This window comes from Acinetobacter sp. YH12201, assembly GCF_013418145.1.
Classification (GTDB): Bacteria; Pseudomonadota; Gammaproteobacteria; order Pseudomonadales; family Moraxellaceae; genus Acinetobacter.
The window spans coordinates 70790-90822 of record NZ_VPCP01000004.1 but is presented as its reverse complement, the minus strand read 5'-3'; the positions used below and the strand labels follow the sequence as shown (position 1 = coordinate 90822).

General features: G+C 40.7%; 13 protein-coding genes, 2 pseudogenes and 1 other annotated feature. Of the genes and pseudogenes, 4 read left to right on the top strand and 11 right to left on the bottom strand.

The window, feature by feature from the left end; genetic code table 11:
* The 10 genes and pseudogenes from FTU91_RS02110 to sdhC form a co-directional block, all read right to left on the bottom strand.
* Positions 1-403: pseudogene (locus FTU91_RS02110) on the bottom strand (transposase); the annotation flags it as partial.
* Positions 12-128, bottom strand: a sequence feature (AL1L pseudoknot). It overlaps the preceding pseudogene by 117 nt.
* Positions 404-726: 323 nt before the next feature.
* Positions 727-1617, bottom strand: coding sequence for a succinate--CoA ligase subunit alpha (sucD, locus tag FTU91_RS02105; protein WP_180042359.1), 891 nt, complete (start codon positions 1615-1617; stop codon positions 727-729).
* A gap of 12 nt (positions 1618-1629) precedes the next feature.
* Positions 1630-2796: an ADP-forming succinate--CoA ligase subunit beta gene (sucC, locus tag FTU91_RS02100; protein ID WP_180042361.1), complete on the bottom strand. Its 1167-nt coding sequence runs from the start codon at positions 2794-2796 to the stop codon at positions 1630-1632.
* 182 nt (positions 2797-2978) lie between these two features.
* Complete coding sequence (lpdA, locus tag FTU91_RS02095; RefSeq protein WP_180042363.1) at positions 2979-4412, bottom strand: dihydrolipoyl dehydrogenase; 1434 nt, start codon at positions 4410-4412, stop codon at positions 2979-2981.
* A gap of 60 nt (positions 4413-4472) precedes the next feature.
* On the bottom strand, positions 4473-5681 hold the full coding sequence (odhB, locus tag FTU91_RS02090; protein WP_180080679.1) for a 2-oxoglutarate dehydrogenase complex dihydrolipoyllysine-residue succinyltransferase: 1209 nt from the start codon (positions 5679-5681) through the stop codon (positions 4473-4475).
* Positions 5681-8521 carry a 2-oxoglutarate dehydrogenase E1 component gene (locus FTU91_RS02085; protein ID WP_086196928.1) on the bottom strand — a complete coding sequence of 947 codons (2841 nt, stop codon included), beginning with the start codon at positions 8519-8521 and terminating at the stop codon, positions 5681-5683. The genes odhB and FTU91_RS02085 overlap by 1 nt, the downstream gene beginning before the upstream one ends.
* Before the next feature lie 829 nt (positions 8522-9350).
* A complete protein-coding gene (locus tag FTU91_RS02080; protein WP_086196822.1) occupies positions 9351-10061 on the bottom strand; it encodes a succinate dehydrogenase iron-sulfur subunit in 711 nt (236 codons plus the stop codon).
* A gap of 14 nt (positions 10062-10075) precedes the next feature.
* Positions 10076-11974, bottom strand: a complete 1899-nt coding sequence (locus FTU91_RS02075; protein ID WP_086196823.1) for an FAD-binding protein — start codon at positions 11972-11974, stop codon at positions 10076-10078.
* 12 nt (positions 11975-11986) lie between these two features.
* Positions 11987-12352: a succinate dehydrogenase, hydrophobic membrane anchor protein gene (gene sdhD / locus FTU91_RS02070; RefSeq protein WP_180042367.1), complete on the bottom strand. Its 366-nt coding sequence runs from the start codon at positions 12350-12352 to the stop codon at positions 11987-11989.
* Positions 12352-12750: a succinate dehydrogenase, cytochrome b556 subunit gene (gene sdhC / locus FTU91_RS02065; RefSeq protein WP_131273317.1), complete on the bottom strand. Its 399-nt coding sequence runs from the start codon at positions 12748-12750 to the stop codon at positions 12352-12354. The genes sdhD and sdhC overlap by 1 nt, the downstream gene beginning before the upstream one ends.
* A gap of 1013 nt (positions 12751-13763) precedes the next feature.
* On the opposite strand from sdhC, the gene gltA reads away from it, so the two are divergent.
* The gene (gltA, locus tag FTU91_RS02060) at positions 13764-15041 is read left to right on the top strand and encodes a citrate synthase (protein WP_086196825.1); all 1278 of its coding nucleotides are present in this window, start codon (positions 13764-13766) and stop codon (positions 15039-15041) included.
* A 111-nt stretch (positions 15042-15152) separates the two neighbouring features.
* Here gltA and FTU91_RS02055 read toward each other — a convergent pair.
* Positions 15153-15822 (bottom strand): annotated as a pseudogene (locus FTU91_RS02055) (transposase).
* A 435-nt stretch (positions 15823-16257) separates the two neighbouring features.
* Here FTU91_RS02055 and FTU91_RS16525 point away from each other — a divergent pair.
* The 3 genes from FTU91_RS16525 to FTU91_RS02045 all read left to right on the top strand — a co-directional run bounded on the left by FTU91_RS16525 (position 16258) and on the right by FTU91_RS02045 (position 20032).
* Positions 16258-16731, top strand: coding sequence for a hypothetical protein (locus FTU91_RS16525; RefSeq protein WP_257221638.1), 474 nt, complete (start codon positions 16258-16260; stop codon positions 16729-16731).
* Between the two features lie 657 nt (positions 16732-17388).
* The gene (locus tag FTU91_RS02050; RefSeq protein WP_131274075.1) at positions 17389-19014 is read left to right on the top strand and encodes an NAD+ synthase; all 1626 of its coding nucleotides are present in this window, start codon (positions 17389-17391) and stop codon (positions 19012-19014) included.
* Positions 19007-20032 carry a hypothetical protein gene (locus tag FTU91_RS02045; RefSeq protein ID WP_368856196.1) on the top strand — a complete coding sequence of 342 codons (1026 nt, stop codon included), beginning with the start codon at positions 19007-19009 and terminating at the stop codon, positions 20030-20032. The genes FTU91_RS02050 and FTU91_RS02045 overlap by 8 nt, the downstream gene beginning before the upstream one ends.
* Position 20033 lies beyond the last annotated feature (1 nt).

The window sequence follows — 20033 nt, the reverse complement described above, 5'->3', positions numbered from 1 at the left end:
TAATAGGTTGAAGCTGCGATCGGTAAAATCCTACAAATCGCATCAACACCATATAAGTCTTTATTGTTATGGATGAAATCCACCATTATTTGTGTGGGCGGTCGAGCTCCGCCTGGGCGAAAAAAGCAGCTGCTTTACGTAGAATTTCATTGGCACGCTTTAATTCTTTGATTTCACGTTCCATCTGCTTCATTTTTTCTTGATCTGAAAGCTGCTGTACTTTGATAGGATTTTGTTGATCGAGATGTTTTAAATACCAAACACGCAGTGTTTCAGGAGTACAACCTATCTTGGGAGCAATAGCAGTGATTGCAGCCCAATTCGATGGATAATCTTTTTCGGATTCAATCAATAATTGAACCGCTCTATCTCTGATTTCAGGGGTATATTTTGGTTTTTTCATCGGAACATTCTCTCAGGAAAGTTGGTCTCCGACAAACCCGGTACGGTTCAGGGCAAACATCGTTTTCGAATTGAGCAGGTAAATGGTAAATTAAAGATTCTTCAAAATTCTTGCTACACTTTACTATAGTCGATGTAAAGGTATAGGTTTAGGCATGAATTTGATTACTGTAATTTACAACATTGAAATAATTTAAAAAGTGATTTTGCAAAAAGTCTGGTTTCTCATTTTTTATATGAAGTTTTTTCAATGTCAGATACTGCTTATCAAAGACCATAAAATAAAAAGCCCTCAATTGAGAGCTTTCAAGTTTATTGATTGACTCAGGCCAGGTTTTGGCGTTTTAAAACTTCTAGCATGGTTGATCCGAGCTCTGCAGGACTACGCGTATAAGCCATACCCGCTTTTTCAAAGGCTGCAAATTTTTCTTCTGCTGTACCCTTACCGCCAGAAATAATTGCACCTGCATGCCCCATACGCTTACCTTTTGGTGCAGTCACACCTGCAATATAGCCCACAACTGGCTTGGTGACATGAGACTGAATATATTCAGCTGCTTCCTCTTCTGCGCTACCGCCAATTTCACCAATCATGATAATGGCTTCGGTCTGCGGGTCTTCTTGGAACAACTTCAAGCAATCAATCTGGTTCATGCCTGGAATTGGGTCTCCCCCAATGCCAATACAGGTTGACTGACCTAAACCGAGCTTTGTAGTCTGAGCTACAGCTTCATAGGTTAGTGTACCCGAACGCGAGATAATTCCGATTTTACCTGGCTGATGAATATGTCCTGGCATAATGCCGATTTTACATTCTCCCGGGGTAATAATACCCGGACAGTTTGGACCGATTAAACGCGCACCATTGCCATTGGTTTCAAGATAACGCTTGGCCTTTAACATATCTAAAGTCGGCACACCTTCAGTAATTACAACAATAAGTTCAATCCCAGAATCTACTGCCTCTACAATTGAATCCAATACAAATGGTGCAGGTACATAAATGACCGAGGCATCTGCGCCTGTTTCTTTGACTGCATCTTTCATGGTGTTGAATACAGGTAGGTTTAAATGGCTTTTCCCCCCCTTACCGGGCGTTACACCACCGACGACTTTGGTACCATAAGCCAATGCTTGCTCTGAGTGAAACGTACCATTTTTACCGGTAAAACCTTGTACCAATACTTTGGTGTCTTTATTAATTAATACGCTCATGATTGATACTCCTTAAGCTTTTACCGCAGCAACAATTTTTTCTGCTGCATCAGCTAAACCTGATGCAGAGATTAACGTGAGTCCAGATTCATCCAATAACCTGGCACCCAGTTCTGCGTTATTTCCTTCCAAACGCACAACGACCGGCACGGTTACATGAACTTCCTGGACCGCTGCAATAATGGCTTCAGCAATCATGTCACAACGTACAATTCCACCAAAAATATTAATTAAAACCCCTTGTACCGAGCTGTCTGCCAAAATAATTTTAAACGCTTCAATGACGCGCTCTTTGGTTGCACCACCGCCAACATCAAGGAAGTTCGCAGGCTGACCACCATACAGTTTGATGATGTCCATAGTTGCCATAGCAAGCCCCGCTCCATTGACCATACATCCAATGTTACCTTTTAAGGCTACATAATTCAGGTCATGTTCTGAAGCTTTTAATTCGCGTTCATTTTCCTGAGACTTGTCACGCATCGCTACAATTTCGGGTAAACGGTATAAGGCGTTAGAGTCGATCCCGACTTTGGCATCCACACATAAGATGTCACCATTTTCACGAACTGAAAGGGGGTTAATCTCAAATAGGGCAAAATCATTTTCAATAAATGCCTGATAAGCTGCAGTCATAATTTTGACAAACTGATTGATCTGACCATCTTTCAAATGAAGAGCAAAAGCCACTTCACGAGCTTGAAATGGCATCAGTCCAACCAATGGATCGACTTCGACTTTTATAATTTTTTCTGGGGTTTCTTCAGCCACTTTTTCAATTTCGACCCCACCTTCAGTCGATGCCATAAAAGTTACGCGACGGCTGGAACGGTCGACCACTGCACCAAGATACAGCTCGCGTTCAACCGGATAAACATCTTCAGAGACTAAAATGCTGTTGACTGGTTGTCCATTGGCATCCGTCTGATAAGTCACTAAACGAGTACCAATGATCTGATTGGCATAGTCTTCAGCTTCTTGTGCAGACTTCACCACTTTTACCCCACCAGCCTTACCGCGTCCCCCGGCATGTACTTGGGCTTTGAGTACTGCAAATTTACCACCAAGCTGCTCAAAAGCTTTTACGGTTTCTTCTGCATTTGTTGCCAAGATACCCTCTTGAACCGGCATCCCATATTTTTTTAATAACGTTTTTGCTTGATACTCATGTAAATTCATTGAACAACCTTTTAGTACTTATTTGACTTTGTTATTACGTTCACCAATATCTTTTGGTTCACATCAATCAATATTGGTATTTTGAGAACTTAAAATGATTCTTATCTTTATTTTTAGATGATTGTTCTAATAAAAACAACTATCAAATGTAAAAAGAGCGACCTAAGCCGCTCTTTTTTGTCTTACTTACGCTTACGTTGAATCGCGTGAATCGCTCGTCCATCAACTGCAAGTGCAGCTTCATGAACCACTTCAGAGAAGGTTGGATGACCAAAAGTCATCAACTGTAAATCTTCAACTGAAGATACAAACTCAAGTGCAATCATACCTTGGTGTACGATATCAGACGCAGCTGGTCCAATCACATGCATACCAAGTAAACGGTCAGTTTTTGCATCAGCAACAAACTTCACGAAACCAGCACCTTCGCCCGCAGCTAAAGCACGGCCATTTACAGCAAAACCGAATTGACCAGTTTTAACTTCGTGGCCTTTTTCTTTGGCTTGCTCTTCTGTTAAACCGACCCACGCTGCTTCCGGGTGAGTATAGATAACAGAAATAATCGTGTCGTAGTTCACTTGTGCAGCATGACCATGAATACGCTCTACAGCCATTACGCCTTCTTCCATTGCTTTGTGTGCAAGCATTGGACCACGTACCAAGTCACCAATTGCATATACGCCTTCCACAGAAGTCGCACACCAATCGTTCACTTCAACCAGACCGCGTTCAGTCAGTTTAATGCCACAATCATCTGCCAATAAACCTTCAGCATAAGCACGACGGCCTACACAAACGATCAACTTATCGAAAGTTTGCTCTTTGTCTTCACCGCCTTGAGTGTACTTAACAGTTACTTCACGACCGTTAATTTCAGTACCAGACACTTTCGCGCCTACACGGATATCAAGACCTTGCTTAGTTAACAGTTTCTGGAAGTCTTTTGCCAATGCTTTATCAGCCATTGGCAAGAATGCATCCATTGCTTCAAATACAACAACTTCTGCACCTAAACGACGCCATACTGAACCAAGCTCAAGACCAATCACGCCTGCACCAATAACACCTAAACGTTTAGGCACTTCTGGGAATTCAAGCGCGCCAGTTGAATCAACAATGATGTCTTGATCAACAGGAGCTACAGGAATATTTACTGGCACAGAACCAGTGGCAAGAATGACATACTTAGGCTCTAAAACTTGAGTTTCACCTTCGTGAGAAACGAACTCAACTTTTTTACCTGCCAGTAATTTACCAGTACCTTTTAACCATTCAACACCGTTACCTTTTAATAACTGGTCAATACCGCCAGTCAACTGATCAACGATTTTATCTTTACGTGCAAGAAGCTTAGACAAGTCGAAACTTACTTCACCAGTGGTAATACCGTGATCATCTAAATGTTTTACGGTGTCTTCATAACGGTGTGAAGAATCAAGTAATGCCTTAGACGGGATACAACCCACGTTTAAGCAAGTACCACCTAAAGAAGGTTTGCCTTTATGAATACGTTTTTCGATACACGCAACTTTAAAACCAAGTTGAGCTGCACGAATTGCAGCTTCATAACCACCTGGTCCACCGCCAATTACTACTAAATCAAATTGTTGAGACATTATGCTCTCCAAAAATGGGCTTAGAGGATCGCTCTAAGCCCATGGATTTATTCTATAAAATTAAAGATCAAGGATAAGACGAGCAGGTTCTTCTAACAATTCTTTGATTGCTACAAGGAAACCTACAGCTTCTTTACCATCAATTAAACGGTGGTCATAAGAAAGTGCTAGATACATCATTGGCAAGATTTCTACTTGACCATTCACTGCCATAGGACGGTCTTGGATTTTGTGCATACCCAAGATTGCTGTTTGTGGTGTGTTCAAAATTGGGGTAGAAAGCAATGAACCAAAAGTACCACCGTTAGTAATAGTGAATGTACCGCCAGTCATGTCTTCAATGCCCAACTTACCGTCACGTGCCTTAACAGCATAAGCGCGAATACCGTTTTCTACTTCAGCATAGTTCATACGGTCAGTATCACGTAATACAGGAACCACTAGACCACGGTCGCTTGATACAGCTACACCGATGTCATAGTAACCGTGATAAACAATGTCATCACCATCGATAGACGCATTTACAGCAGGGTAGCGTTTCAGTGCTTCAGTCGCTGCTTTAACGAAGAATGACATGAAGCCTAAACGTGCACCATGACGTTTTTCAAATGCGTCTTTATATTGAGCACGCATTTCCATGATTGGTTTCATGTTCACTTCGTTGAACGTAGTCAACATTGCTGTTGATTGAGTTGCAGCAAGTAAACGTTCAGCAACACGTTTACGAAGACGAGTCATAGGAACACGTTTTTCGATACGTTCACCAACAGCAACGCTTAACGGCGCAGCAGCAGGTTTAGCTTGATGGTTTGCAACATCTTCTTTAGTGATGCGGCCACCGCGACCAGTACCAGCTACATCGCTCGCTGCAATACCAGTTTCAGTCAATGCTTTACGCACTGCTGGAGCTTGATCAGCAACAGGTTGAGCACGCTCAACAACAGGTGCATTACCCGCTTGAGTTTGTGCAGCCGCTTGTTCAACTTTCTCTTCAGATTGAACTGCTTGAGTTTGAGCAGCGCCAGAAACAGCGCCCTCTTCAAACTGTGCAATCACTTCAGCAGAAAGCACTGTATCGCCTTCATTTTTAATGATTGACGCAATTGTACCGTCAGCAGGAGCAACAACTTCTAAAACAACTTTATCAGTTTCAATATCGCAGATCACTTCATCACGTGATACAGCTTCACCTGGTTGTTTGTGCCAAGTTGCAATCGTACCGTCTGCAACTGACTCTGGGAATACCGGTGCTTTAATTTCGGTTGCCATTACTTAGAATCTCCTGATTGTTCAGCTGCAATCGCTAATGCGTCATTTACCAGCTGAGCTTGTTGTTTTGCATGCAAATATGGTGAACCGCAAGCTGGCGCAGCAGAAGCTGGACGACCTGCGTAGCTAACACGTACCTGTTTACCTGTTTTCATTACATCGTCATATAAACGAGGAGCAATGAATAACCAAGCACCTTGGTTTTTCGGCTCTTCTTGAGTCCAAACCACTTCTTTTAGATTTGGATAAGAAGCAAGTACTTCAGCAATACGTTGTTCTGGATATGGGTACAATTGTTCGATACGAACGATTGCAGTGTTGTTTAATTCCTGTTCACGACGTTTTTCAAGTAAATCGTAATAAACCTTACCACCACAAAGCACCAAACGAGTTACATCAGATTTGTTGATGTTGTCGATTTCGTCAATCACAGTCTGGAATGAACCATTTGCAAGCTCTTCAAGCGTAGAGGTTGCAAGTTTGTGACGAAGCAATGACTTCGGTGACATGATGATCATTGGTTTGCGGATTGGACGAAGTGCTTGACGACGCATCGCATGGAAAATTTGCGCTGGTGTAGTCGGTGTCATCACTTGCATGTTGTCTTCAGCACAAAGCTGTAAGAAACGTTCTAAACGTGCAGATGAATGCTCTGGACCTTGACCTTCAAAACCATGTGGAAGAAGCATAGTTAAACCACATACGCGTTCCCATTTAGTTTCACCAGATGCGATGAACTGGTCAATTACAACTTGCGCACAGTTAGCGAAATCACCGAACTGAGCTTCCCAGATAATCAAGCTCTTAGGAAGAGTCGTTGCATAACCGTATTCAAATGCAAGTACCGCCATTTCTGACAATAAAGAGTCATAAATTGCTGTACGTGGCTGGTTTTCTTTCAGGTTACATAATGGAATGTAAGTTGAACCGTCTACCTGGTTATGCAATTTCGCATGACGGTGTGAGAAAGTACCACGACCCACGTCTTCACCAGTTAAACGAACCAGGAAGCCTTCATCTAGAATAGTTGCATACGCTAAAGTTTCTGCAGCCCCCCAGTTCAGCGGCATTTCGCCAGTTTGCATTTTCAGACGGTCGTCAATCACTTTTGCAACCTGACGCTGCATAACGAAGCCTTCTGGAAGCTCACGCATTTTGGTACCGAGTTCTTTCAAGCGTTCGATTGGGAATGATGTATCCCATACGTCTGTGTACTCGTGACCCAAGTATGGAGACCAGTCGACAAACATTTTGGTATTTGGTTCAAGTACCAATGCATTGGCAACATGCTTGCCTGCTTCAAGGTCTGAACGGTATTGTTCAACCATTGCATCAGCAGCAGCACGATCCAGAACATTTTGTTGTACAAGTTGGTCAGCATAAAGCGTACGAGTGGTCGCTTTTTTGTTAATCACTTGATACATCATTGGTTGAGTTGCAGCTGGCTCATCCGCTTCGTTGTGACCACGACGACGGTAACAGAACATGTCAATTACAACGTCTTTACGGAAAGTATGACGGAAGTCATGTGCCAATTGAGAAACAAACAATACAGCTTCAGGATCATCACCATTGACATGGAAGATCGGTGCCTGAATCATTTTCGCGATATCAGTACAGTATTCTGTAGAACGTGCATCACGTGGGTCAGAAGTTGTGAAGCCCACCTGGTTGTTAACAACGATGTGAACTGTACCACCTACGGTATAACCACGTGTTTGTGACATCTGGAAGGTTTCTTGGTTTACACCTTGACCTGCAAATGCTGCATCACCATGAACAATGATTGGCAATACATCATCACCACCAATGTCTTTGCGACGGACTTGACGTGCACGTACAGAACCTTCAACTACAGGTCCAACGATTTCCAAGTGAGATGGGTTAAATGCCAATGCCAAGTGAACTTCGCCACCCGGTGTCATCACGTTAGATGAGAAACCTTGGTGATATTTAACGTCACCAGAACCTTTTTTGTGCAGTGATTTACCTTCAAACTCACCAAACAGGTCAGCCGGGTTTTTACCCATAATGTTGACCAGCAAGTTCAAACGGCCACGGTGCGGCATACCGATTACAACTTCTTTACAGCCTACAGAGCCTGCACGTTGAATCAGTTCATTCACCATCGGGATGAAGGATTCACCACCTTCTACACCAAAGCGTTTTGCACCAACGTATTTATTACCGAGGTATTTTTCCAGACCTTCAGCTGCTGTCAGACGTTCTAAGACGTGTTTTTTCTGCTCAGCAGTGAAACCGAATTGACCTTTTGCACTTTCAAGGCGTTGTTGAATCCAGCGTTTTTCTTTGGTATCAACAATATGCATGTATTCAGCACCAATAGAAGCACAATAAGTTGCTTCCATCGCCTGAACCATTTCAGCTAGAGTTGCTTCACTCTTACCGATTGCAAGGTTACCTGTGTTAAATACTGTATCTAAATCAGATTGAGTCAAACCATGCGCAGCAAGATCAAGATCAGGTACGATTTCACGCTTAGCCAAACCTAGTGGATCTAATTTTGCTTTTTGATGACCACGGTTACGATAAGCCGCAATTAGTTGCAATACGCCAATTTGACGACGCTCATGCTCAGAACTTACAGCACTTTGAATTACAGGTTGAACGCGACTTGAGTTGCGACCTAATAAAAGGAATTGCTCACGTACATTGCTATGTGGTTGATCACCTTTAGGGAATTTACCGAAGTATTCCTGCCAGTCAGCACCTACTGAATCTGGAGCCGTCAAATACTGCTCATAAAGTTCTTCAATATACGCTGCACTGTCAGCGCTAAGTTCAGTGTCAAGACGCAGTGCGTCAGCAACTTCTTGCATTTGTGGACCCATTTCCTATTGCAAAAACATTTTCAGGATGCTTTTTAAGCGAACCCATGATTAATAATGTCAAATTGGTAATATGACATTAGTCCCCATAAGGCATAAGCCATGAGGCGTGATCACTACATTAGGAATAACCCAATGTGAATAATGAATCATAACGCCCCCATTGGCATCATCACTCATTGATATATACTCGACCAAGACCGAGCAATTTTTTTGCAAATCGACTTAGAAAAAATAACTACGCGACTTAATTTTTCTAAAGCGATTTATATCTATTTATAAACCTTATACATAATTTCAGATGTTGAAAAAATGTACGCAAATACAGTGCTTTTTTTAAATATAGCTTTGTGCCAAATCGTAACATGTTCTCCAGTTGCAATTGATTTTTTTGACACATACCTCTCATAACTCAGCGAAATACATATCCTCCATTTTCATCTAACATATGGTGCTTTATCTCATAATTAGATTCAATCTAGACCAAAGTCCTACCCCACGCCCACACATATAACAAAAGAGAGCTCAATATTTAAACTGGCTCTCTTTATATGCGTTATATGATAACATTTTAATCTCAACTTTGCAGATTCAAGCCTACAATTAGTGCTTTAATCACTCACTCAAACAATCCCACCACACTTAGATCGCTTTTAAGCAAGATTCCGTCTCTACTTTAATCAATTATATATTTTTTAATAACACTTCACACCCCTACTCCTGTCTATTCATATAGCCATTTAGTATTCCTTACCTATCTTACAACTATTAAAAGCATAAAAAAGCACACCCTAAGGTGTGCTTTTTTAACTGGAGCAGATTAACCTGCTTGATCTAACAACATACTACGGATATGACCGATAGCTTTAGTTGGATTAAGACCTTTAGGGCAAACTGATACACAGTTCATAATACCTTTACAACGGAATAGCGAGAATGGATCGTCAAGACGAGCCAAACGCTCTTGTGTTCCAGTATCACGCGAGTCAATGATGAAGCGGTAAGCATTCAACAATGCTGAAGGACCCAAGAACTTGTCAGGGTTCCACCAGAATGACGGACATGAAGTCGAACAACATGCGCAAAGAATACATTCATATAAACCATCAAGGTGTTCACGTTCTTCAGGAGACTGTAAACGCTCTTTCGGTGGCGCAGGCTGGTTGTTGATCAAGAACGGATGAATTTTATTGTACTGATCATAGAACTGATTCATATCTACAACCAAGTCTTTAACCACTGGCAGACCTGGAAGTGGACGAACAGTAATCACTTCCGGTAAATCATTCAGGTTCCACAGACACGCCAAACCATTTTTACCATTGATGTTTACACCATCAGAACCACAAATACCTTCACGACATGAACGACGGAACGTTAAAGATTCGTCCTGCACTTTCAAAGCAAGAAGAGCATCAAGCAACATACGGTGCTTGTCTGTCAATTCAAGTTTAAAAGTTTGCATGTACGGTGCTTTATCCTTATCAGGATCGTAGCGGTAGATATTAAATGTACGAGTACCTCTACTCATCTTACTTCTCCCTATTAGAATGTACGTGGTTTAGGTGGAATTGCATCAACCGATAAAGGTTTGTAACGCACTGGCTTGTACTCAAGATGGTTATCAACAGAGAACCATAATGTGTGCTTCATCCACTCATCATCACGACGACCGTATGGATAGTCCGCATGTTCTGGCGGCAATTCAAAATCTACCACTGTATGCGCACCACGACATTCTTTACGAGCCGCAGCAGAAATCAGTGTTGCTTTCGCCACTTCATACAAGTTTTCAACTTCTAGAGCTTCAATACGTGCAGTGTTGAATACTTTAGATTTGTCTTTCAAGTGAATGTTACGAACACGTGGCTCAATCGCAAGAATTTGCTTCACACCTTCTTCAAGAAGTGCAGATGTACGGAATACACCAGCGTGGTCTTGAACGATGTCACGGATTGCATCAGCAACTTCTTGAGCATTTTCACCTGAAGTCGACTCATCCAATTTACGAATACGTTCAACAGTTTGCTCAAGCACAGTCGTAGGAAGCGGTTGGTAGTCATCACCATGATGTTTAGTCACATAATCAATGATATGTTGACCAGCAGCTTTACCGAATACAACCAAGTCAAGCAATGAGTTTGTACCTAAACGGTTCGCACCATGTACAGATACACATGAACATTCACCAATTGCATAGAAACCTTTCACTGGCTTAGTGAAGTCGCGGCCTTCCGCATTTGTAGAATAAACATCAGTATCTTTGTTGTAGTGTGCTTCAAGCGGAGTTGTTTCGCGAGATTCAGGAACCACAACCTGACCATGAATATTCGTTGGAATACCACCCATTTGATAATGGATTGTTGGTACTACTGGAATCGGCTCTTTAGTGATATCAACGTTCGCGAATTTCTTACCAATCTCGAATACAGATGGAAGACGTTTCATGATCGTATCTGCACCTAAGTGCGTCATATCAAGAAGAATGTAGTCACCTTTAGGACCACAACCACGACCTTCTTTGATTTCCTGGTCCATAGAACGTGATACGAAGTCACGTGGCGCCAAGTCTTTCAAAGTTGGAGCATAACGTTCCATGAACGGTTCGCCGTCTTTGTTACGAAGGATTGCACCTTCACCACGACAACCTTCAGTCAACAATACACCTGCACCCGCAACACCCGTTGGGTGGAATTGCCAGAATTCCATATCTTGTAATGGAATACCTGCACGAGCCGCCATACCAAGACCGTCACCAGTATTGATATATGCGTTAGTAGATGCACGGTAAACACGACCTGCACCACCTGTAGCGAATAATGTCGCTTTGGCTTGGAATACTGCAATTTTACCAGTTTCCTGGTCAATAGCAGTTACACCAAGTACGTCACCAGCTTCGTTACGGATCAAGTCAAGTGCGATCCATTCTACGAAGAATTGCGTACCCATTTTCACGTTGCTTTGATAAAGCGTGTGAAGCAGTGCGTGACCTGTACGGTCGGCAGCAGCACATGCACGAGGAACTGCTTTTTCACCGTAGTTTGCAGAGTGACCGCCGAATGGACGTTGGTAAATTGTACCGTCTGCGTTACGGTCGAATGGCATACCCAGATGTTCTAATTCATAAACAACTTGTGGAGCCTCACGCGTCATAAATTCGATCGCGTCTTGGTCGCCCAACCAGTCTGAACCTTTAACCGTGTCATAGAAGTGGTAGTGCCAGTTATCTTCTTGCATATTACCAAGAGATGCACCAATACCGCCCTGTGCCGCTACAGTATGAGAACGTGTTGGGAACACTTTAGTCAGTACCGCAACTTTCAAACCCGCTTGAGCAAGCTGGTAAGATGCGCGCATACCTGAACCACCACCACCAACGATGACAGCATCGAAAGTTTCGTGTGGAATATTTGTGTAATCTTCTTTAGGGTTAATCGCGCCCATGATATTTTCCTATCAATTCGCCCAAAAAATCTGGATCGCCCAGATTGCATATGCAAATACAGCAATAATCACTGCTGAAGTCAGCACCAAACGCAAGCCCGAAGCTGAAGGACCCATTTGACGAGTAGTCACATAATCCGTGAATACCTGCCACATACCGATCCAAGCGTGTGCGACAAGAGATAAGACTGCCAATAAAGACATAATCTTCATTGGTAATGTCATCATAAAGCCAAACCATTGTTCATAGTTAAATCCACCATTCAGAAGGATCCAACCCAATACCACAACAGTATAAACAGCTAATACAACAGCACTTACGCGTTGGATATACCAATCGCGAGAACCTGAACCCGTTAAACCTGTAGCACTTTTCATTAGAGAACAATCCATACAAATGATGCGACAATAGAAATCGCAGCCAAGATCAATGAAATAGTAGCTGCCACACGACCACTTTGCAGTTCTTCAGCAAAACCAAGGTCAGCAAGTAAATGCTTAATACCCATAATAAAATGGAAAAGTAAGCCGGCTACAAACACCCATACGATAAAGCGCACAATGAAGCCACTAAAGATTGCCTGAACTTCAGCAAAACCTTCAGCAGAAGACAACGATTTGTCTAAAAGCCACAAAAGTACCGGTACAAGTAAAAATACGATGACACCAGAGAGACGGTGTAGAATTGATGCAATAGCCACAGGGGATTTTAAGTTTACTTCTAAAACTTGACCCATGGACAAATTGACAGGTCTGTTGCTTTTCACAGCGGGCATCCTGTAAGTAAAAACTCCATCCGGAGTTTGTTGGAATTAATTCGAAGGAAAGCTAGCATTTTTAGGCAATTACTCTATCCAGTAACACCTAAACTTAAAACGACACTGAATTATAAAACGTGAACTATCAAAATACAAACAGTCACATTTAGCTTTTCCATAAAAAAGCATCAAATAAGAATCATTAACATAAAATCCCCAATGCAAGCAGACAAAATACATCTAAGAAAACAGAGCTATATGTTTGGTTTTTATTAAATAAAATTAAATTTTATTTATCGTTTTTAGCTTTGAGAATTAAATTTATTTATTTAGACTAAAGATGAACAAAGAATCATTATATTTTACAACAATCCTAGCTGTATTTATATCATTTATAACAACTTTCATTTCCATAAAAAATATATGGTATTTATAATAATTATATCAATCCAACTTCATGAAATGAAATAACCACTTAGTCTGTGCATAACTTCCTTATATGGCAAAATCATGCTGATTTTTTCTGCAAAATTATGGTTTATTTTATCCAATTTGGACAAATAACCGGCATTTCAGCACATATTTGGCAGCTATTTTTTAACCAAACAAACTTAATTTCACTTTTCATTTATCGCTTTTAATTATGACTAAAAAATCAGCAAAAAATACAATAAAAAGATGTAAGTTACGAAAATTAGAATAATTTAAAATATTAGGCTTGACGTAAATTCGAAACCTATCAGAGTTTTTAGGAATTAAAAATTGCCTACAATTCCCACAACATGCATATTTTTTTCTGCAACTTATTTTCATTTGACTTATTATACAGCGTCGATACTGATATTTTCCTCATGGCTACTGGATTTTTTTGATCCAACCCCGGTGAGGGCGTCGCTTTATCCATAAGTATAATTGACAAAATTTCAGTACTCACTAATCTTATAGCAAATTTTTGACCCGTCTGATTCGCGCATTAAAAGATTAGTACTACGAGTCAGATAAAACATTCACCAGGACAGGAGATCTATTGAATGTCTGCAGCAACTGGCAAAAAAGCCGTTTTACAGCTTGATGGCAAAGAAATTGAATTACCAATTTACAGCGGCACATTGGGCCCAGATGTAATCGACGTTAAAGATGTGTTGGCCGCAGGTCACTTTACTTTTGATCCTGGTTTTATGGCAACAGCTGCATGTGAATCTAAAATCACATTCATCGATGGTAACAAAGGTGTTCTTCTACACCGCGGTTACCCAATCGACCAGCTTGCAACTAAAGCAGACTATTTAGAAACTTGCTACTTATTGTTAAACGGCGAACTTCCAACAGCTGAACAAAAAGTAGAATTTGATGCTAAAGTTCGTAACCACACTATGGTTCATGACCAAGTTAGCCGTTTCTTCAATGGTTTCCGTCGTGATGCTCACCCGATGGCAATTATGGTTGGTGTAGTTGGTGCGCTTTCTGCGTTCTATCACAACAACTTGGACATCGAAGACGTTAACCACCGTGAAATTACTGCAATCCGCTTGATTGCTAAAGTTCCTACGCTAGCAGCTTGGAGCTACAAATATACAGTTGGTCAACCATTCGTTTACCCACGTAATGACTTGAGCTACGCTGAAAACTTCTTGTACATGATGTTTGCTACTCCTGCAGACAAAGACTACAAAGTTAACCCAATTCTTGCTAAAGCAATGGATCGTATCTTCACGCTTCATGCTGACCACGAACAAAACGCATCTACTTCTACAGTACGCTTAGCCGGTTCTACTGGTGCTAACCCTTACGCATGTATCGCTGCGGGTATCTCTGCACTTTGGGGTCCTGCTCACGGTGGTGCGAACGAAGCCGTTCTTAAGATGCTTGATGAAATCGGCACTGTAGAAAACGTTGCGGGCTTCATGGAAAAAGTGAAGACTAAAGAAGTTAAACTGATGGGCTTCGGTCACCGAGTTTATAAAAACTTCGATCCACGCGCGAAAGTAATGAAAGAAACTTGTGATGAAGTTCTTGGTGCGCTTGGTATCAACGATCCACAACTTGCTCTTGCAATGGAACTTGAACGCATTGCATTGTCTGATGAATACTTCATCAAACGTAACTTATACCCTAACGTAGACTTCTATTCAGGTATCATCCTTAAAGCGATTGGTATTCCGACTGAAATGTTTACTGTAATCTTCGCTCTTGCACGTACAGTGGGCTGGATCAGCCACTGGTTAGAAATGCACAGCGGCCCTTACAAAATCGGTCGTCCACGTCAGCTTTACACTGGTGAAGTTCAACGTGACATCCAAGGTCGTTAATTCTTTTAGAATTAATGATTTAAAAAAACCGCCCCTTCCGGGCGGTTTTTTTACGTCTTTCAATCAAGCCTCTACTCCATGCTATAAAATTTTACTCAACCCGAATCCTGTTTAAGCCAATGTTTGCATAATACGAACCACTGGCTTGTTTTTATGACAGAGTTGATAGACACATAACGATGCATAAACTCCAGATAAATACCCATCAATGCTTCTCGCTTTACTCGTCACCAAATGATTTTTTCCTTTTAACAAGCTAAATAAATTCTCTATTTTATTAGGCTGCTTTAAGTGATATTCACCTGATGTAGAGAGTCGAGTGGATTTCATAACTGATTCATGATTAAGTACAGCTTACAATCAAAGAACCATCCCATTGAGCTTTTGCCGCGGGTTGCAATCTCTGCTCGAGATTTATGCGTTGAATCCGCTGATTTTTGCATACAGTTAGCGTAGTTGAATCAATCTATAAATAATGACTTTAACAATCTTTCATCCAGAAAAAATGTAAAACATGCAGCGCCAATTAATGAGCTCTGATGAGATGAACCATCCGCTGGTAACATGGTAAATATCGAAAGAGTTGACCTTGATTTTGCCTTAATAAAAAGAAGAAGGCTTTGAAGTTATTGAAATAAGAATACTTATACCAAATGGCAATGAACACGATTTCTGAAAGTTGCAATTGAGTAGACAGTATTCTCAAACGCTTGTTGCTATATTTTTAAAATTCCCAATAGCTTGCTTCAAATTTCTAAAAAAAGCCATCGAACATGGTCATTGAAGACGTAGGTTATGTGGTAACTCCCTCATGATTTTTAGCCGCCTTTTTTTTCAAGTCTATTTCTTATGCGCGATTCAGATTTTCTTAAGTTAAACAATATATTTTCAGGCTTAGCTATACTTTTATATAAATATCAAAGGGAAAAATCCCTAAATGGATTTTTTCCAGATTTAACTTTCTAAGTAAATTCATTTTGAATTGATCTTTAAATTCTATTGTTAAACTTGTATCTAACTTCTTATCCATCACGGGTAATAAGAATTCAAATTTTCTTCAGCATCTTTACAATATCAAATCAAAGAATTGAACAAATTTCCCTTCCTTGACATTTACTCTCGCCTTACTTTGTGAATAGAATTTACCCTACAAACAGTAAAATGAAACTTTATGTTCCAAAAATTTAGGTTCTGGTTATTGTTCAAACTTTATTTAATGTTTGATATTCATAACTTTCGTTTTCGGCAGTTGACCACGGGTGAGATAAATCTTGCACGGCAAGTTTTCGGTAATTTAATCAATTACAATGAAGTTCAAATATTGAATATCAAATATCTTCCCTGGCAACCCATAAATATGTACATGGCTCCAAATGGCAACATTTTCATGAATAACGAAAATTTTTGTGAAGATTTCTCTCGGCGATCTAAACAAATGCAAGGTCTGTTCATACATGAGATGACCCACATTTATCAATATCAGTCTAATATCAATGTTCTGCTACACGGCGCTATACTGCAGTCCAGATATTTTTTGAGTTTTAAAAAATATAATCCTTATAAATACCACTTTATTGCGGGCAAACCGTTTCATACATACAACATTGAACAACAAGGAGAGATTGCCCGGGACATATTCTTTAAAAATATCCCCAACATTATTTTAAATAATCAACACCTCATACAGTAATTCTTGCAGGCTCAATTTTAACTTAATTCTTGGAATGAATAAATTTCAATAATGCCTCATAATTTTCCATCCGATCATCTTTTTTAATTTTTTAATAGTTCGATTTCATCGTTCAAGTCCCTCTTTTCAGTATTGTCGAGATCATTCTGCTGAACAGAATCTGGTGAATTTTCCAGGTGAGCAAACTTAAAGCTGTTTATGAAACGGGTAGCGATTCATAAGTAGGCTTGAAGTGAATGGCATACTTTTTGGCAACTAATGTTTAGACAACAGTGTGTATAACTTTTAACTACAACTGCCTCTCAAACCGTAACCTGGCAAGTGCTTGTGCACGCGTAGACAAAATGTAGAATTCCACCTCAAACATTTGATTTAAAAAATTTAATAGAAATTGCATCTAGCAGGTTATCTCATCCAATCACCACAATCCATTTGCAATATGTCTATTTTCGCATCCCTGCTGTATTTTTTTGTCTAAATTCAGATTTTTTTTTGTTTTTTTCTCTATAAACGATGCAATTCGTATATAGTATCGAATTGCTAATTATTGATTAATACTTCTATTTTATTTGTCGTCACGTACACAGCATTGAACGCATAATCATAATAAATCTAAGTCTGTGTATACATCCCTATAGGTAATAGGATTAAGTTGGAATGAAAAGTTTTAAAATTGCCCTTGCACAATTCTCTCCGCATATTGGCAATATCGAAGCAAACACTCAAAAGATGCTTGAACAGATAAATGAAGCCAAAAAACAAAAAGCTGATTTAATTCTCTTCCCGGAGCTTTCCACTGTAGGCTACCCTGCTGAAGATTTATTACTCCGTCCTAGCTTGGCAAAACGCACACAGAAAGCATTTGAGCAGCTCAGCCAAGTCAAAGATATTGTGATGGTCTTTGGTTTTGTCAATCAAACCGAAGATGGTCAGCGTTATAACGCTGCAGCCGTAATGAAAGATGGACAAGTGTTGGGCGTTTACAATAAACAGAACTTGCCAAATTATAGTGTATTTGATGAAAAGCGTTATTTCAGCGAAGGCCATCAACACCTTGTTTTTGAATATTTAGGTCATAAATTTGGCGTGCTGATTTGTGAAGATATCTGGTCACTTAATACCGTTCATCAATTATCACAACTGAATGTTGAAACTGCTTTGGTGTTAAATGCTTCACCTTATGAAGTGGGCAAACCGCAACATCGTGTCACCACCATGAGTGAACTGGCGAAACAGTTGAATATTAATCTGGTGTATACCAACCAGATCGGTGGTCAAGATGACCTGATTTTTGATGGCACCAGTTTTGTGATCAATAAAGATGGCGGCATTGCTGTACAGGCAGCAAGCTTTAAAGAAGATCTTTATTACGCCGAATATGAAGCGGAACAAAAAGCCTATAAAGTCGGAACAGTGATTCCTGCTTTAGATACCTTGGCTGAAATCTATCAAGGTCTGGTTTTAGCGACTCGCGATTATGTTCAACGCTCTGGTTTTCCTGGCGTAATTCTGGGCTTATCGGGTGGCATTGACTCGGCGTTAACACTGGCAATCGCAGTTGATGCCATTGGTGCAGATAAAGTCCAGGCAGTGATGATGCCTTATACCTACACCGCGCAAATCAGTGTAGAAGATGCGGCCGCACAAGCCAAAACCATGGGTGTAACTTTTGGTATTGCTGAAATCAATCCAATCGTGAACAGCTTCATGCAAACCTTGTATCCATTCTTCGGCAACAGTCCTGCAGATGCCACTGAAGAAAACCTGCAAGCCCGTGCTCGCGGTACCTTACTGATGGGCTTGTCGAACAAGTTCGGTAATCTGGTTTTATCTACCGGCAACAAGTCTGAACTTTCTGTAGGTTACTGCACCCTGTATGGCGATATGGTTGGCGGTTATGCCGTGCTGAAAGACGTGTATAAAACCATTGTGTTTGAACTGGCGAAATACCGTAACAGCATTTCAGAAACTCCGGTCATTCCAGAGCGTGTCATTACCCGCCCACCTTCTGCAGAACTGCGTCCAGATCAGAAAGACCAGGACTCTTTACCTGCCTATGAAGTACTGGATGCGATTCTGTATGCTTATATTGAAGAAGATATGAGTCAGGATGACATTATCGCCAAAGGCTTTGATAAAGCAGTGGTTGAAAAAGTCATTCGTCTGGTAGATCGCAATGAATATAAACGCCGTCAAGGCGCGATTGGCCCGCGTATCAGTTCACGTGCCTTTACCCGTGAACGTCGTTATCCAATCATGAATGGATGGGCACCAGGTGTCTAAGCAGGACTTGGCCCAACAGTTTGCTCAAGCGCTTATGCTTGAGCAAACCCGCTTTATTAAAAAACAATTATTAGCAGAACAACATAATCCCTATATCGAAAAATTTGTTCATCATATTTATACCTCTTCAGATCAGATTCTTTTAAAACAGATTATTCAACTTGAAGCGCTACAAGATGTCGTTCAAAAATATGCCTTTGAACTGAATTTAGGCGCCGAAATTTTAGAATTCATCGGGGTGGTTTCACAGAGAATTCATCATTTTGCTATTAACAGCCACACTCAAATTAATGAGCTACTGTCTGATGAATCATTTGAATTATGGATGTATAAAATCCTCGAACTGGATCAATTACGTCATTACATCCATGACAACTTGCAGCACAATCCGCAAGTCAAACATGTCAGTTTACAGTTAGCCAACCAGATTCTTGAAAGTAATACGCCTTGGCTGGATCATCTACGCAAGCTCAATACCCATCAACAAGGTTTAGGTTCCAAGATACTCAGTTTTATTCAAGACCAGCAACAGGCTATTGAACTCAAGCTGGAGCAGCAACTTGCTCACGCTCTGGTTAAACAACTTGCCAACCTGTTTTTACTGCCGAATGAAGAGCTGGCAGATATCAGCCTGCATTTATGGGAAGATATTAAACAAAGAACCTTGCGGGAAACTTTTTCCCAATTCCAGCCCATAGACTTTGAAGAGTTCTTTATTCTGGTCTATGAAACCTGGCGACAGTTAAGACAAACAGAATACCTGCAACAGGTGGTTTTGGATGTGGTGGCTGGCTTTTATGACTATTTCGCCAACTACAGCTTACAGAAACTGTTGCAATCTGTCGGACTAGATGAAGAAGACTTACATCAGGAAGCCCACCGTTTTATGCCCTACACTCTTCAAGCCCTAGAGCAACAAGGATTGCTAGACGGGATTATTCAGGCGCTGATTTCACCTTTTTATGCCAGCGAAACTACTCATCAATTTATTGAGCAATATCTTCAAGAAAAGTTTTAAT

Bases quoted from the DNA above. Each gene is read 5' to 3' on its own strand.
- FTU91_RS16525 (WP_257221638.1), top strand. From the start codon at position 16,258: ATGTTTGATATTCATAACTTTCGTTTTCGGCAGTTGACCACGGGTGAG.
- sucC (WP_180042361.1), bottom strand. From the start codon at position 2,796: ATGAATTTACATGAGTATCAAGCAAAAACGTTATTAAAAAAATATGGG.
- sdhC (WP_131273317.1), bottom strand. From the start codon at position 12,750: ATGCCCGCTGTGAAAAGCAACAGACCTGTCAATTTGTCCATGGGTCAA.
- sucD (WP_180042359.1), bottom strand. From the start codon at position 1,617: ATGAGCGTATTAATTAATAAAGACACCAAAGTATTGGTACAAGGTTTT.
- FTU91_RS02085 (WP_086196928.1), bottom strand. From the start codon at position 8,521: ATGCAAGAAGTTGCTGACGCACTGCGTCTTGACACTGAACTTAGCGCT.
- sdhD (WP_180042367.1), bottom strand. From the start codon at position 12,352: ATGAAAAGTGCTACAGGTTTAACGGGTTCAGGTTCTCGCGATTGGTAT.
- FTU91_RS02050 (WP_131274075.1), top strand. From the start codon at position 17,389: ATGAAAAGTTTTAAAATTGCCCTTGCACAATTCTCTCCGCATATTGGC.
- FTU91_RS02080 (WP_086196822.1), bottom strand. From the start codon at position 10,061: ATGAGTAGAGGTACTCGTACATTTAATATCTACCGCTACGATCCTGAT.
- FTU91_RS02075 (WP_086196823.1), bottom strand. From the start codon at position 11,974: ATGGGCGCGATTAACCCTAAAGAAGATTACACAAATATTCCACACGAA.
- lpdA (WP_180042363.1), bottom strand. From the start codon at position 4,412: ATGTCTCAACAATTTGATTTAGTAGTAATTGGCGGTGGACCAGGTGGT.
- gltA (WP_086196825.1), top strand. From the start codon at position 13,764: ATGTCTGCAGCAACTGGCAAAAAAGCCGTTTTACAGCTTGATGGCAAA.
- odhB (WP_180080679.1), bottom strand. From the start codon at position 5,681: ATGGCAACCGAAATTAAAGCACCGGTATTCCCAGAGTCAGTTGCAGAC.